The sequence below is a fragment of the Ruminococcus sp. MCC718 genome, assembly GCF_018783905.1.
In the GTDB taxonomy this organism is placed as follows: Bacteria; Bacillota; Clostridia; order Lachnospirales; family Lachnospiraceae; genus Hominisplanchenecus; species Hominisplanchenecus faecis.
Map to the genome: position 1 here is coordinate 1 of NZ_WQNP01000022.1, position 15,998 is coordinate 15,998.

The 15,998-nt window shown below is 42.1% G+C and carries 13 protein-coding genes and 1 pseudogene; 13 read left to right on the plus strand and 1 reads right to left on the minus strand.

The window, feature by feature from the left end; genetic code table 11:
• Positions 1-89: 89 nt before the first annotated feature.
• The 10 genes and pseudogenes from GPK60_RS02820 to GPK60_RS02865 all read left to right on the plus strand — a co-directional run.
• Positions 90-356, plus strand: a pseudogene (locus tag GPK60_RS02820) (hypothetical protein); the annotation flags it as partial.
• A 168-nt stretch (positions 357-524) separates the two neighbouring features.
• Positions 525-1,244: an N-acetylmuramoyl-L-alanine amidase gene (locus GPK60_RS02825; RefSeq protein ID WP_330592770.1), complete on the plus strand. Its 720-nt coding sequence runs from the start codon at positions 525-527 to the stop codon at positions 1,242-1,244.
• A gap of 123 nt (positions 1,245-1,367) precedes the next feature.
• On the plus strand, positions 1,368-1,877 hold the full coding sequence (locus GPK60_RS02830; protein WP_215658807.1) for a MarR family transcriptional regulator: 510 nt from the start codon (positions 1,368-1,370) through the stop codon (positions 1,875-1,877).
• Positions 1,870-3,630: an ABC transporter ATP-binding protein gene (locus GPK60_RS02835; protein ID WP_215658808.1), complete on the plus strand. Its 1,761-nt coding sequence runs from the start codon at positions 1,870-1,872 to the stop codon at positions 3,628-3,630. The genes GPK60_RS02830 and GPK60_RS02835 overlap by 8 nt, the downstream gene beginning before the upstream one ends.
• 19 nt (positions 3,631-3,649) lie before the next feature.
• Positions 3,650-5,509 (plus strand): ABC transporter ATP-binding protein, encoded by a 1,860-nt coding sequence (locus GPK60_RS02840; RefSeq protein WP_226911764.1) that lies wholly within the window; start codon positions 3,650-3,652, stop codon positions 5,507-5,509.
• Complete coding sequence (locus GPK60_RS02845) at positions 5,496-6,302, plus strand: hypothetical protein (RefSeq protein ID WP_215658809.1); 807 nt, start codon at positions 5,496-5,498, stop codon at positions 6,300-6,302. The genes GPK60_RS02840 and GPK60_RS02845 overlap by 14 nt, the downstream gene beginning before the upstream one ends.
• A 21-nt stretch (positions 6,303-6,323) precedes the next feature.
• Positions 6,324-7,778, plus strand: a complete 1,455-nt coding sequence (locus GPK60_RS02850; protein WP_022118147.1) for an aminoacyl-histidine dipeptidase — start codon at positions 6,324-6,326, stop codon at positions 7,776-7,778.
• A 55-nt stretch (positions 7,779-7,833) separates the two neighbouring features.
• On the plus strand, positions 7,834-8,115 hold the full coding sequence (locus tag GPK60_RS02855) for an acylphosphatase (RefSeq protein WP_022118148.1): 282 nt from the start codon (positions 7,834-7,836) through the stop codon (positions 8,113-8,115).
• Positions 8,116-8,282: 167 nt separating this feature from the next.
• A complete protein-coding gene (locus tag GPK60_RS02860; RefSeq protein ID WP_022118149.1) occupies positions 8,283-9,455 on the plus strand; it encodes a malic enzyme-like NAD(P)-binding protein in 1,173 nt (390 codons plus the stop codon).
• Positions 9,456-9,578: 123 nt separating this feature from the next.
• Positions 9,579-10,829, plus strand: a complete 1,251-nt coding sequence (locus GPK60_RS02865; protein WP_215658810.1) for a hypothetical protein — start codon at positions 9,579-9,581, stop codon at positions 10,827-10,829.
• A gap of 151 nt (positions 10,830-10,980) precedes the next feature.
• On the opposite strand, the gene GPK60_RS02870 is transcribed toward GPK60_RS02865, so the two are convergent.
• Positions 10,981-11,712 (minus strand): anaerobic ribonucleoside-triphosphate reductase activating protein, encoded by a 732-nt coding sequence (locus GPK60_RS02870; RefSeq protein ID WP_215658811.1) that lies wholly within the window; start codon positions 11,710-11,712, stop codon positions 10,981-10,983.
• Between the two features lie 177 nt (positions 11,713-11,889).
• On the opposite strand from GPK60_RS02870, the gene tadA reads away from it, so the two are divergent.
• The 3 genes from tadA to GPK60_RS02885 all read left to right on the plus strand — a co-directional run bounded on the left by tadA (position 11,890) and on the right by GPK60_RS02885 (position 15,879).
• Positions 11,890-12,363 carry a tRNA adenosine(34) deaminase TadA gene (tadA, locus tag GPK60_RS02875; protein WP_215658812.1) on the plus strand — a complete coding sequence of 158 codons (474 nt, stop codon included), beginning with the start codon at positions 11,890-11,892 and terminating at the stop codon, positions 12,361-12,363.
• A gap of 125 nt (positions 12,364-12,488) precedes the next feature.
• On the plus strand, positions 12,489-14,645 hold the full coding sequence (locus GPK60_RS02880; RefSeq protein ID WP_252191272.1) for a metallophosphoesterase family protein: 2,157 nt from the start codon (positions 12,489-12,491) through the stop codon (positions 14,643-14,645).
• A 202-nt stretch (positions 14,646-14,847) separates the two neighbouring features.
• Positions 14,848-15,879 carry a YibE/F family protein gene (locus tag GPK60_RS02885; RefSeq protein WP_252191273.1) on the plus strand — a complete coding sequence of 344 codons (1,032 nt, stop codon included), beginning with the start codon at positions 14,848-14,850 and terminating at the stop codon, positions 15,877-15,879.
• Positions 15,880-15,998 lie beyond the last annotated feature (119 nt).

Genomic DNA, 15,998 nt, shown 5'->3' on the forward strand with positions numbered 1-15,998 from the left:
ATACAGCTTAAGCAACAAGATGGATAATTCCTTACTGGCTGTAAGGGATATTAACCATAAATATATTGTAGTAGAAAGTAAAACTTACCTGGAAAGCTCCTGCAAAACTGTACGGAGATAACTTCTATGTAGAAAAATATACCATTATGTATGCAACGGACAAGAAGTTTAAAAAGAATAAAAAGACAGTGAATGTGAAAGCGACAACCACTGCCCGTACCATTAAGAGACTGAAAAAAGGAAAAACTTATTATTTCAAAATTCAGTACATGGTAAAATATAAAGCTGATAATGGTACCTTAAAGAGCGTCCAGAGTGCATGGAGCAAGGCAAAGAAAGTCAAGATAAAAAAATAGTTATCCAAAAATCATCTGAGTCAAACGAATATGTGAGATTCGGTAAATTAAAAAAGGAGGTCCTGATTTTTAATCAGGGCCTCCTGAATTAATATAAGATAATATCCTGTGAACCGGTTCTTAAATGGGTTTCTTTCTGAATAAACTGTCACAAGAGTCCAAAAATGGGTGACGGTTTTGATGTATGATCTGCGGCTGAAAAATATCCCTGCGGAAGTATGGATGGGAATTCTGGTGCTGGCGTGTACAATTCTGCTTTTTACGAGCGGAGTAAAAAATGTACTTCCGGCTTCCGGCAGTGTGGAGAAGAAGGTTATTTTGATTGATGCGGGGCATGGTGGTGATGATCCGGGGAAGATTGGAATCAATCAGGCGAAGGAAAAGGATATCAATCTGGCGATTGCAAAGAAGCTAAAAGTTTGTCTGGAGAAGGCGGGATTTGAAGTTGTGATGACGCGGGAGGCGGACGAAAGTGTAAAGGGACCGGAGCAGGGAAATAAAAAGAGCACGGATATGAGAAACCGGTGTGCAAAGATCAGGGAGACAAAACCGGCGATGGCGGTCAGTATTCATCAGAACAGTTACACGGAGGAGTATGTATCGGGACCTCAGGTTTTTTATTATACGACTTCGGCAGAGGGCAAGGAGATCGCCGGATGTATTCAGAATGTTATGAATAAAGAGCTGCAGATCGAAAGACCGCGGGAAATCAAGGCGAATGACACGTACTACATATTGAAACGGAGTGAAGCTCCGGCGGTGATCGTGGAATGCGGTTTTCTGTCGAATGAGAGGGAGGCAGCACTTTTAATTACAGATACCTATCAGCAGAAGGCAGCAGAATCGATTTGTGACGGTATCCAAAAATATTTTGCGGCAAAGATGTAAAGTATGCTTCCAAAAATATTTGATTTCAGATGAAAAAATTGGTGCGATATAACGATTGACAAAAAATTTTATTCGCCTTATAATTGTTCGACAACGAACAATCAGACAGGAGGTGAAGCGAAGATGGATTTTGGAGAAAAACGTGAAGTGGGCAGAGAGATCTTGTCATTATCCAATCTTTTATATCGAAAAATTGAGTACGATAAGAAAAAAAGTGGAATTTATGATCTCCAGTATGTCCAGGGCGGGATTATAAAGTATATTAAAGAAAATCCTCAAAAGGACATTTTTCCGCGGGATATTGTGAAGCGTTTCTGCCTTACACGCTCTACCGTTGCCGGTATTTTGCAGAAAATGGAGCAAAATGGATATATTGAGATGCAGTCTTATCCCGGGGATGCGAGACTGAAGAAAATTGTCCTGACAGAAAAAGGCTATGAAGCCAGTCATCTTGTAATACAGCATATCCAGAGAATGGAGCGTTTGCTGGTAAAAGATATGACAGCGGATGATATTGACTGTCTGTTTCAGCTGACACAGAAGATTCGCGAGAACCTCATAGAAGATCTGGAATGTTCGATGAAAAACAAATGTTGCGAAAAAAAAGATAATAAGGAGGCCAATCATGATTAAGAAACTGATGAAGAGCATCCGTGAGTACAAGAAGGATTCCCTTTTATCTCCGGCGATGGTCACGCTTGAAGTAATCATGGAAGTAATCATTCCGATGTTGATGGCAAGACTGATCGACTACGGTATTCAGGCACAGAACCTGGGGTATATCTGGAAGATGGGTATTCTGCTTGCTGTCACAGCGATGATCTCACTGATGTTCGGTGTGCTTTCCGGTAAATTTGCCGCACGGGCATCTGCCGGATTTGCAAAGAACCTGAGAAAGGATATGTATTACAATGTACAGAATTTTTCTTTCTCCAATATTGATAAATTTTCAACGGCAAGTATCGTAACGCGTCTGACAACGGACGTTACCAACGTGCAGAATGCATATCAGATGATCATCCGTATGGCAGTCCGTGCACCGATTATGCTTGTTTTTTCTATGTTTATGGCATTTCAGGTAAATTCCGAGATGGCAGTGATTTTCCTGGCGGCGGCACCGATTCTTGGCATCGGACTGTATTTTATTATGACACATGCACATCCAGTATTTGAAAAAGTTTTCAAAACTTATGATAAACTGAACAATGTTGTGCAGGAAAATCTTCACGGAATCCGTGTTGTGAAATCTTATGTCCGTGAGGATCATGAGATTGAGAAATTTGAAAAAATTTCCACATCGATTTATAACGATTTTACATTTGCAGAAAAACTGATCGCATTCAATATGCCGCTGATGCAGTTCTGCATGTATGCATGTATGATTCTGATTTCCTGGTTTGGTGCAAAACTGATCGTTACAACCGGAAATGATCCGGTAAATGGTATGTCTACCGGTCAGCTGATGAGCCTTGTTTCTTATGCGATGCAGATTCTGATGAGTCTTATGATGCTGTCGATGGTATTTGTTATGATCATTATTTCCAGAGCATCTGCAGAGCGTATTGTAGAGATTCTTGATGAGAAAAGCGACCTTACAAATGGAGAATCTCCGGTAACAGAAGTAAAAGACGGTTCCGTTGTATTTGATCATGTAAGCTTCAGCTACACAGGGAAAAAGGATAAGATCTGTCTTTCTGATATTAATTTAAATATCAGATCCGGTGAGACGGTTGGTATCATCGGAGGAACCGGTTCGGCAAAGACAACGCTGGTTCAGCTGATCCCGAGACTTTATGATGTCACAGAAGGAAGCCTGAAAGTAGGCGGTCTGGACACAAGAAAATATGATCTGGAAGCTCTGCGTGATCAGGTAGCGATGGTTCTTCAGAAAAATGTGCTGTTCTCCGGAACGATCAAAGAAAACTTACGCTGGGGAAATGAAAATGCGACAGATGAACAGCTGATTCATGTCTGTCAGCTCGCCCAGGCTGACGATTTTATCCAGACATTCCCGGATAAATACGATACTTACATTGAGCAGGGCGGAAGCAATGTATCCGGCGGTCAGAAACAGAGAATCTGTATTGCAAGAGCACTTCTGAAAAAACCGAAAATCCTGATTCTGGATGACTCTACCAGTGCGGTAGATACGAAAACAGATGCGTTGATCCGAAAGGCATTCCGTGAGGAAATCCCGGATACAACGAAATTTATCATCGCACAGCGTATTTCATCGGTACAGGATGCGGACAAGATCATTGTTATGGATAAAGGCCATATTTCTGCGGTTGGCACGCATGAAGAGCTGCTTGCATCCAATGAGATCTATCAGGAGGTTTACTATTCTCAGGTGAAAGGAGGAAGCGAAGATGAGACAGCCGAATAACAAAAAAGGACCGGAAGGAATGGCAAAAGTAAATAAAGATGTTGTAAAAAGACTGATGTCTTATATCGGACATTATAAACTGCGTTTTGCTGCTGTCCTGATCTGTATCGTGGTCAATGCACTTGCCATGGTGTCCTGCTCACTGTATCTGCAGACACTGATCGACAGTTATATCACACCGCTGCTTCAGGCAGCCACACCGGACTTTGCACCGCTGTTCCGTTCCATTTTGATCATGGGATGTATTTACGCAGTGGGAATCCTTGCCTGCCTGTTTTACAACAGAACGATGGTAAGTATCGCACAGGGAACGTTAAAACGTATTCGAGACGAGATGTTCGAACATATGCAGACACTGCCGATCCGTTATTTTGATACGCATACACATGGCGATATTATGAGCCATTATACGAACGATACGGACACGCTGCGTCAGATGCTTGCACAGAGTATCCCGCAGATGTTCTCCTCTCTGATCACAATTATTTCTGTGTTTTTTGCCATGCTTTTCACAAGCTGGCAGCTTACCATTTTTGTACTCTGCTTTGTATTTATCATGCTTCAGGTGACAGGCCGTGTTGCCGGAAAGAGTGGTTATTATTTTATACGTCAGCAGAAAGCTCTTGGTGATGTAAATGGTTATATCGAAGAGATGATCAACGGACAGAAAGTTATCAAAGTATTCTGTCACGAAGAGAAAGCAAAAGAGATTTTCGACCAGAAAAACGAAGAATTATGCAAGGATGCATCCGCAGCAAACAGTTTCGCAAATATCCTGATGCCGATCATGGGTAACCTCGGAAACCTGCAGTATGTGCTGCTGGCAACAATCGGAGGCACAATGGCTCTTGGCGGTGCAGGCGGTATGACGGTCGGTACGATCGCATCTTTCCTGCAGCTGAGCAGAAGCTTTATGAATCCGATCAGTCAGATTTCAAATCAGCTGAATATGGTTGTCATGGCACTTGCCGGAGCAGAACGTATTTTTAAACTGATGGATGAAGAGCCGGAAGTTGACGAAGGATACGTTACACTGGTCAATGCAAAATATGACGAGAACGGTGAGCTGACGGAATCAAAAGAAAGAACCGGACTGTGGGCATGGAAACATCCGCATGGCGATGGAACGCTGACTTACACAAAAATGCGTGGCGAAGTGCGGTTCTATGATGTAGATTTTGGTTATAATGAAGAAAAGATCGTGCTCCACAATATCAGTCTGTATGCAGAACCGGGACAGAAAGTGGCGTTTGTAGGTTCTACCGGAGCCGGAAAAACAACGATCACAAACCTGATCAACCGTTTCTATGATCTGGCTGACGGAAAGATCCGTTACGATGACATCAATATCAACAAGATCAAAAAGGCAGACCTGAGACGTTCTCTTGGTGTGGTTCTGCAGGAAACAAACCTGTTTACCGGAACGATCATGGAAAACATCCGTTACGGAAAACTGGATGCAACGGATGAGGAAGTCTATGCAGCAGCAAAACTTGCAAATGCGGATGACTTTATCCGACTGCTTCCGAATGGTTACGATACGGTGATCACAGGAAATGGCGGAAGCCTTTCACAGGGACAGCGTCAGCTGATCGCAATCGCAAGAGCAGCGGTAGCTGATCCGCCTGTTATGATCTTGGATGAGGCTACGTCTTCGATTGATACCAGAACAGAGGCAATCGTACAGAGAGGTATGGATGCTCTGATGAAAGGACGTACCGTATTTGTTATTGCACACAGACTGTCGACAGTACGAAATTCTGATGTTATAATGGTGCTGGAACAGGGACGTATTATTGAGAGAGGATCTCACGATAAGCTGATCGCCGAAAAAGGCAAATATTATCAGCTTTATACAGGAGCATTTGAACTGGAATGATGTGATCATGAAGAAAAGAAAGTTTAGCAGATGGATTCTGCTTCTGTGCTGCCTTTTTATTCCGGCATTTACAGCCGGGGCGAAGGCACCGCTTGGTACACCGACAAGAGAAGTGCTGCTGGATATGGCGTGGGATTGTCTGGAAGAATACAATTTCAGCTGTATCCGTACCAATGCTGTTGCAGTAAGCAAAGCAACACAAATAATGTCGGAAAAAGAAGAACAGACAGAGACGCAGGAGGCAGAGACAAAACAACAAACAGAAGAGCAGAACAGCGAGACATCGTTTGATGTGACGCAGTATATTTTTGTCGGAGATTCCAGGACGGTCGGCATGCATGAAACAGTCGGAGATTCCGGCTGCGTGTGGATCGGTCAGGTTTCAGCGGGATTATCCTGGTTTCAGGATACTGCCGTTGGAGAGATTGATGAGTCAGTGACGCAGGGATCTGTGATCATTATCAATATGGGAGTCAACGATCTTGGAAATGCATGGGGATATATTGATCTTCTGAAAGAGAAAATTCCTCAGTGGATGGAAAAAGGAGCCGAAGTCTACTATATGTCGGTAAATCCGGTAGAAAACCATCCGTATATTTCCAATGAGGATATTGCGAATTTTAACAATATTCTTTATAATAATCTTCCGTCAGAGACTGGTTGGATAGAGACAAATTCCTATCTGCTGGAGAGTGGATATTCCACACAGGACGGCGTACACTTTGATGCGGAAACGTATCAGAAAATATTTAATTATACAATGGAAGTGCTGTCTGGATTCGGACGACAATAAAAATGTCTGGAGGAAATGAAAATGGGTGTTTTAAGTGGTTTAAAACCGGAAAAAGTATTTTATTATTTTGAGGAGCTTTGTAAAATTCCACATGGTTCCTATCATACAAAACAGATCAGTGATTATCTGGTACAGTTTGCAAAAGAACGTAACCTGGAGTGCAGTCAGGATGACAGCAACAATGTTGTGATCCGCAAAGCAGCATCCGCAGGATACGAAGATGCACCAGTCGTTATTTTGCAGGGACACTGCGATATGGTCTGCGAAAAAACAGCAGATTCCACACACGACTTTGAAAAAGATGGCCTGGATCTGATGATCGAAGGCGATTATGTTACTGCGAACGGAACAACACTTGGCGGAGACGACGGAATTGCAGTTGCATATGCACTGGCAATCCTTGATGATGATACATTGAAACATCCGGCACTGGAAGTGGTTATCACAACAGATGAGGAAGTAGGACTTCTCGGAGCAAAAGCTCTGGACTGCTCACAGCTGAAAGGTAAATACCTGATCAACATGGATTCCGAAGAAGAAGGATATCTGTGGGTAAGCTGTGCAGGCGGACTTTCTGCAATCACAACGATTCCGGTCAGATATCAGGAGGTAAGCGGAGAAAAATATGAGCTGGTTATTTCCGGACTGAACGGCGGACATTCAGGAGCAGAGATTGATAAAAACAGAGCAAACTCCAACAAACTGATCGGACAGGCTTTATTTACACTGGAACAGGATATCCCGTTCTGCCTGACAGCACTGGAAGGCGGCACAAAGGACAATGCGATCCCGAGACTGTCAAAAGCTGTTTTTGTTGCAGATAAAGAAGCAGAAGAAGCAATTTTTGCTGCAGCAGAGAAACTTCAGAATGACTGGAGAACGGAATATACCGGAACCGATGAAGGCATTACCGTGACTGTGAAAAAAATCGGTGAGACAACCGCCGAAAAAGCTCTGGAGCAGGTAAGTCAGGAAAAGATTATTTTCTTCCTGGTACAGGTGCCATATGGCATCCAGAAAATGAGCGGTTCCATCGAAGGACTGGTAGAGACATCTATCAACCCTGGTATTCTGATGCTGAACGAAGAAGAATGCAAAATTGTCAGCAGTGTGCGAAGCAGCATTGACAGTGCAAAAGATGCACTGACTGCAAAGGTTTGCTACCTCAGCGAATTCCTGGGCGGAGACTGTGTAACAGAGGGCGACTACCCGGCATGGGAGTACCGCAAAGAATCCAAACTGCGTGACATTATGGTAGATTCTTACAAAGAGCTGTTCGGAGACGGACCGGAAGTAAAAGCGATCCATGCAGGTCTGGAATGTGGTCTTTTCTATGAGAAGATCGAAGGTCTGGATGCAGTTTCCTTTGGACCGACCATGAAGGATATCCATACAACAGAAGAAGTTCTTTCCATTTCTTCTACCGCACGTATGTGGGATTATCTGGTAAAAGTGCTGGAAAATATTAAGGCATAAATTATAACTGTTTTATACAGAATGAAAAATCAGGCAGAGGCAAAGGAGAAAGCCTATGAGGGATAAAGTAAGAAAACATTTTTATTTTTCCGGAGATGTGCAGATGGTAGGATTTCGTTATCAGGCGAAGTATGCCGCCGATGATCTCGGGCTGACCGGATGGGTGTGCAACCTTTGTGACGGAAGGGTCGAGATGGAAGTACAGGGACGGGATTCTGATATAGACCGCCTCCTTGCCCGCCTCTATGAAGCCAGATCCATACGGATCACAGACATAGAAGCAAGGCGTATGCCGCTGCAGCCAGGTGAAAAAGGATTTCGTGTAACAGGTTATTAAAGGGTGAAAGTAGCTGTAAAGATACAGAACAGTTACGGGTGAGAAAAGAAAACGTCAGGTGTTCATGCAGATTTGATAAAGATGGTTGTAAACAGACAGTCATCTGGTAATGATAAGAGTACAGAATTACTATGCAAATTGTATCCGAAAAAGAAAGGAAAATAAAAATGGATAAAAAAGAATTTGCTTTAAATCAGCATGAAAAATGGAATGGAAAAATCGAAGTGATCAGCAGAGCAAAAATTGAGACACCGGAAGATCTGGCAGTGGCCTATACACCGGGAGTTGCAGAACCTTGCCTGAAGATTGCAAAAGACGTTGATTTGTCTTATAAGTATACAAGAAGAGGAAACCTGGTGGCTGTCGTAACGGACGGCACAGCAGTACTCGGACTTGGAGATATCGGACCGGAAGCAGGTATGCCGGTTATGGAAGGAAAGTGTGCTTTGTTTAAAGAATTTGGCGATGTGGATGCTTTTCCACTTTGCATTCGCAGCAAAGATGTAGACGAGATCGTCAATACTGTGGCACTTCTTGCCGGAAGTTTCGGAGGCATCAATCTGGAAGATATTTCTGCACCGAGATGCTTTGAAATTGAAAGAAAACTAAAAGAACGCTGCGACATTCCGGTATTTCATGACGACCAGCATGGAACGGCCGTTGTAACAGCAGCAGCACTGCTGAATGCACTGAAGTTTACCGGAAGAAAAATCGAAGATATCAAAGTAGTTATGTCCGGTGCAGGAGCAGCCGGAAGTGCGATCATCAAACTGCTGATCGAGCTTGGATTGAAGAATGTTATCATGTGCGACCGCAAGGGTGCCATCTATGAAGGCAGAGAAGGTCTGAATGAAGAAAAAGCAAAGATGGCAGCGATCACCAACAGAGAAAAACAGGCAGGAAGCCTCGCTGACGTACTGAAAGGTGCAGATGTATTTATCGGAGTATCCGCACCGGGAACCGTAACGGAAGAAATGGTAAAGACCATGGCAAAAGATCCGATCCTTTTCCCTATGGCAAATCCGGTTCCGGAAATCATGCCGGATCTGGCAATGAAGGCAGGAGCAGCCGTAGTCGGTACCGGACGCAGTGACTTCCCGAATCAGATCAATAACGTACTGGCATTCCCGGGAATCTTCCGCGGTGCACTGGATGTACGTGCAAAAGATATCAATGATCCGATGAACGCAGCGGCAGCACATGCGATTGCGAACCTGATCGATGAAAGTGAACTGAGGGCAGATTACATTATTCCGGATCCATTTGATCCGAGAGTAAAAGAAGCAGTATCTGCGGCAGTTGCAAAAGTTGCAAGAGAAACAGGAGCAGCAAGAATATAAAAGAACCGGAAAAAATGGTTACAGTTCTGTGATACAGAGGGCAGAAATATCTGCCTTGCATATGAGCCACAAAACGAGCATATAATCACACCAGAAAATCGAGGTCTGTGGAGGACGAGATGGATGGCAGATTATCATCGTTTTGTGGCTTATATTTATGAATATGTAAATGGAAAGAAGATGCAGAATACAGGGTTTGCAAAAATAGAACTGCGAAATGCCATTTGCCGCATCCAGATACATATTCAAAATATAAGAATGCTGGATGGAAAAACAGAAGTATTCGGAATTGTGCGACAGCCAAAAGAGAGCAGAAAAAACAATCCTATTATTCTCCTGATCGGAGAAGGGCAGACACAGGGCAGTGGATTTGACCGGCGTTTTACCGTTCCAGAAGAACCGTTTGTGGAAGAATCCTGTCGTTTTGAACAAGTCTGTGGAATCTATATCAGAAGTCAGAGTGGTAGAAACTGGATGACCGTTTTCGATGATGAGCCAATTGCGATCGAAAATCTTGGGAAACCAGAAGAAATAAAGGCAGAAACAGACGAAGAAAATGTCAAAAAGAGTGAAACAGATAAAGAAGCTGTTGAAGAAAATGAAACAGATAAAGAAAATGTTGGGATTAAGGAAAACGAAAAAAGCGAAAAATCTACAGAGTCAGAAGCTGATCAGGAATTGCAGGAAGAAAATATAAATCTGGATATAACGGAACATGCGAAAGCGGAGCCGGAAATCACAGCAGAAGAGATGCAGGAAGAAATATTCTCAAAAGAAGTGGCAGAAGAAATACCAGAAAAAGTACCAATGAAAGATAGATCAGAAAAAATATCGGAAGAAACATTTCAAAAAGAAGTATCAGAAAAAATATCGCAGGAATTACAGGATGCAGTATCACAGAAGGAAAGACCAAAAGAAACAGATGAAGAAATATCACAAAAAGAAACTGCGGGAAAATCTGAAAACGAGAACGAAATCAGAAGTGCAGAAACAGAAAACAAATGTCAGGGCTGCGAGCCGGGAACGGATACCAGATGGAATCGTGCCACAGCACGTTATATACATTTTCAGCCGGTGCAGGATGAAAAGATAGAAGATGCAATTCGCATTCAGCCATCGGACTTAAAAATTCTCTGGCAGAAAGGTCTGCGGCAGGGAAGCAACAGTTTTCTGATGCATGGATATTATCAGCATCAGCATCTGATGATAGGAAAAGGTAAAGAGGGAGGCTATATTCTTGGAATCCCTGGATTTTATGGCGAAAAAAATATGGCAGAAATGTTCGGATTTCCGGAGTTTCGCAGGGCAAAAGCAGAGCAGACATCGGAAATAAAAGAACAGACCTTTGGTTACTGGTGCAAAAATCTGATATAAATGCTTTTGTAAAAATATTGTAGACCGCAACATACTAACCGTTTGGCTAGTTCTGTGTAAAAATGTTATTTGTTATAATAAAGTCAGTAAATGTAAATTTTAACATCATCTGACAAGATGGGGAAAGAGTATGAAAAACAATTACTGAGTTTTATTCTTCTCCACGTAATTCTGCATTTGGAATTGTATTTTTTAAAATTTCAATATAACGATGCAGAGATTCCGTATCCGGTGCATGAAAACAGCTTTCCGGATTTTGCATAGAAGCAAGGATGTGTTCGGATTCCCGGTAAGGCTGCAGATAATAGCGGCTGCAGCCGGAAAGCCATGCTCCGATTTCTCTGAAATCTTCCTCGTCGTGCAGTTCCCTTACAACGGTTGTGCGAAATTCATAATCTATGCCGCAGGACATAATATATTCTTTTGAAAGATTGATATTTTGCAGAAGTTTCTGTGTGCCTGCAGCATCCGGCTGCAGCCCGGAAACTTTTGCATATTGTTCCGGTTGCGTTTTGATGTCCATGGCAATATAATCAAGAAGATGATTTTCATAAAGAAAACGAAGCATTTCCGGATTTGTTCCGTTTGTATCCAATTTCACAAGATATCCAAGAGCTTTGATCTTTGATATAAAATCCGGCAGTTCGCGATACAGCGTAGGTTCACCGCCGCTGATACAGACTCCTTCGAGAATACCGCTTCTTTTTTTCAGAAAGGCAAGCACTTCTTCTTCGGAGATGGAAGGTTCATTTTCCGGCAAAAGGACAAGGTTTCCATTCTGACAGAAAGGGCATCGAAGGTTGCAGCTGCCCAGAAAAACAGAAGCAGCGAGATGCTCCGGGTAATCTAATAGAGTTAAAGTGATAAAACCATGAATATTCATAAAAACCTCCTGGAATTAAAATTGCAAAAAATCAATGTATACACAGCGATTCTGTCAGGTAAATATTAGCCAGAGATGACCGGAATCGCATGCTAAGTCTCACGTGCGTTCGACTTGAATTTGTATAAAAAATGATATTTTCAGTATACCACATTTACAGAAAGGCAAAAGAAAAATATGACAACAGACGAAAAATATATGAAGGAAGCCATCCGACAGGCGAAAAAAGCAAAAGCACTGGATGAAGTTCCGATTGGCTGCGTGATCGTTTATGAAGATAAAATTATCGCACGTGGTTACAATCGCAGAAACACCGATAAAAATACACTTTCCCATGCAGAACTCAATGCGATCAGGAAAGCAAGCAAAAAACTTGGTGACTGGAGACTGGAAGGATGTACGATGTACATTACGTTAGAACCATGCCAGATGTGTGCCGGAGCAATCGTTCAGGCGAGAGTATCTAGGGTGGTCATCGGAAGCATGAATCCGAAGGCTGGCTGTGCCGGTTCCGTTTTAAATATTTTGCAGATGGATCGCTTCAATCATCAGGTGGAACTGACAAAAGGAGTTCTTCAGGAAGAATGCAGCACCATGTTAAGTGATTTTTTTAAAGAATTGCGGGAAAAAAAGAAAGTTAAATTTACTTAGATTTTACACATATCCGCAAATTGTCTTTACATAACACCTGTATACTGCCAAATGATAAGACTTATCAATAAAAGAATCAAAATGCATTTAAAAAGAGCCTGCGAAGGCAGAGGAGAATAAAAAATATGAAGAAAATGAAAGCTTTGCAGATCATCGCTGCAGCAATGGCAGTAACAGTAGCAGCAACATCAGCACCGGTCAATGTTTTTGCATATGGAGAGACAAGTGCAAGCAGCACATTATTTACAGATACACAGAATATTTCAGATTATGCCACCTGGAAAGATAATATCTGGAATAAAAAAGACGATCAGGGAAATCTTACCGGAGAAGGTGAATCCTATGATTCATCAAGAATTATCTTAACACCTGGTAAGACAGCAAAAGATCTGGGATTTGCATGGTACAGCCAGAAAAAGGGCGAACCGGCAGTTAAAATCGGAAAAAAAGAAGATTTGAGCGATGCACAGGAATTTAAAGGAACGGCAACGGAGATCAATCGTTCGAATCAGAAAAATACATATAAAGCATCTAATAAAGTTACGGTTGAAGGACTTTTTGAAGAAAATACAACCTATTATTACAGTTATACCGATGATGTAAAAAATCCAAACTGGAGTGAGGTTCAGTCCTACACAACAAAAAAGACAACAAACTTTCAGACAATTCTCGTAGGTGATCCGCAGATCGGAGCATCCGGCTCACAGGGTCAGGGAACTGCCGATGATATCAATATTGCAGTAGATACCTTTAACTGGAATAAAACCCTGGAACAGGCAAAGATCACAGCACCAAATGCAAGCTTTATTCTGTCGGCAGGAGACCAGATTGACTATGCAGGAACAGACAGTTCAGATGGAAAGAATGTCAGAGAAAGCGAATATGCAGGATTTACTTATCCGGCACTTTTGAGAATGCTCCCGCTGGCAACGACTATTGGTAATCACGAGAGCAAAGGAACCGATTATAAATATCACTACAATAATCCGAATTCAGAAGACGGACTTGGAAGCACAAACTCTGGTTCTGACTATTACTTCAGCTATGGAAACGTACTGTTTATCAGTCTGAACAGCAACAACAGAAATACCGTTGAACACAGAGAACTTCTGAAAAAAGCAGTGGAAAGCAATCCGGATGCGAAATGGAAAGTTGTTATGTTCCATCACGACATCTATGGTTCCGGTCAGCCGCACTCTGACACAGACGGAGCAAACTTAAGAGCACTGTTTGCACCGCTGATGGATGAGTTCGGTATTGATATGTGCTTAACCGGACATGATCATTCTTATGCAAGATCCTATCTGATGGCAGACGGAACAGCGATCCAGTATGATGATTCTGTAGCGATCAATCCGGAAGGAACACTTTACATTGCAGCAGGTTCTGCATCAGGAAGTAAGTTCTATAAACTGGCAACCACAAAACAGTATTACATCGCAGAGCGTTCCAACACACAGATTCCGACATTCTCAACCATTGATTTTTCGGATGAATCCATTGTTATCAAAACATACGATTACAATGGAAACAAATATGCAGATGATTATACACTCTACAAAACAGGCGAAAAGGTTTCCATGAAGGATCTGATCGCACAGGCGAAAGAAATCAAAAACGATGGTTATACAGAAGCATCCTGGAATAAACTGCAGAGCGAAATTGCAGTAGCCGAAGACCTGATGAAATATACAGCAGAGGATAAAGGTGCAGCACAGCTGGCAGCCGTATATGATAAGACGAATGATGCAGATAATGCAAATGATATGCTGAATTACTATGGCTATGCTCAGGGTGATTATAAACGAGGCGACAGCACGGCTTTAAAAGCCGGATTCTCAACTTTACTGGACAAGACTATGGATATGCAGCTGCTCATTGCAAAGAAAAAATTTGAAAATCAGTATGACAGTCTTCTGGAAGCAAAAGTAAATCTGCAGAAAAAAGAAACAAACAAAAATGACAATAACAACAATAATAACGGCAACAATACAGACAACAACGTAACGCCTGCTACAACAGCAAAATTACAGCTGAAAGCAGGAAAGAAGACAGTAAAAGCAGGTTCAACCATTGCTTTAAAGAAAGGCAAAACGGTACAGCTCAGCCTGACCATCAACGGTGTTACAGGAAAGAACGTAAAATACAAAACTTCAAACAAAAAAGTTGTAAAAATTTCCAGTACAGGAAAAATGAAAGCTGTGAAAAAGAGCAAAAAGAAAGTAAAAGTAACGGCTTCCTTTGGAAAGCAGAAGATTACATTTAAAGTAAAAACAAAATAATTTTCAGACGAAACACATAAGATGTGAGGTGGCTTTCGACTTTACAGGCGGCGAGCCACAAAGCAAATGGTTGCAGAACTGAACTATATTAAAACAGAGGATTCGGAAAATGAAAAAATATTCAAATGCAATATTTGTGGTTTTCCTCATAATCTTCGCAGCGGGACTTTGGTTATTTAATTCCAATATAACCAGAGTTCCTTTGCTTTCAGATGATAATTTTTATTTTGTAAAAGCAAAAGTTGTTGAGGTTGTAGAGGATAACACAGTAAACAAAGAAGTCAATGGCGGAAGCCAGAATGTGAAAGTAGAGATCACATCAGGAAAGTATAAAGGAAAAATATGCGAAGCAAACAACATGAATGGTTATCTTTACGGAACTTATTGCAAAAAGGGAACGAATGTGATCGTGCAGCTGAGCAGTTATGGCGATGAACTGTCAGGAAGTATTTATGGTTATGACAGAGGTAATTTTATATGGCTGATCGTTGCAGTTTTAGGAGCGGCATTATTTCTGGTTGGCGGAAAACGTGGACTGAAATCTATGCTGGCACTTGTTTTTACCTTTATCTGCATTATTTACTTATACATTCCGCTGATGTACATAGGTGTTTCTCCCTTCCTGGCAGCAGTTGCAGTGGTGATCGTGGTGACGATTGTTTCGATTTATCTGATCTGCGGAAGCACAAAAAAAGGAATCTGTGCTATGACGGGAACGATATCAGGCGTACTGATCGCAGGCATATTTGCGACAGTATTTGGAAAAATAACCAGAATCACAGGTTATAACATTGAAGATATCGAAACGATGGTGTATGTGTCTCAGAACAGTAAACTTCAGATAGGCGGAGTACTGTTTTCCGGTATCCTGATTGCATCTCTTGGAGCAGTCATGGATGTTGCAGTTTCTATTTCCTCGACAATAGAAGAAATCCATAATAAAAGACCGGAGCTGACGGCGAAAGAACTGTTTAAGTCAGGGATACATGTGGGAAAAGATATGATGGGTACCATGTCAAATACACTGATCCTCGCATTTACCGGAGGAGCGATCAATACGATGATCTTAATTTATGCATACATTATGCCGTACCTTCAGGTAGTAAATATGTATTCGATCGGTATTGAAGTAATAAAAGGAATTTCCGGAACATTGGGGATCGTACTGACCGTGCCGATCGTGTCCGCGATATCGGCAAAAGTGTACGGCGGAGGTTTTAGAATGTACAAATGAATGTTATAAAAAAATAGTTGTGTAAAATAGCACGCCATAATGATTCGAAAACAATCTCCTGACACGCTGCGTTTCCTGTTCGGTTCGCTCGTGTGTTAGCCGCCCTTCGCCTAAACTCG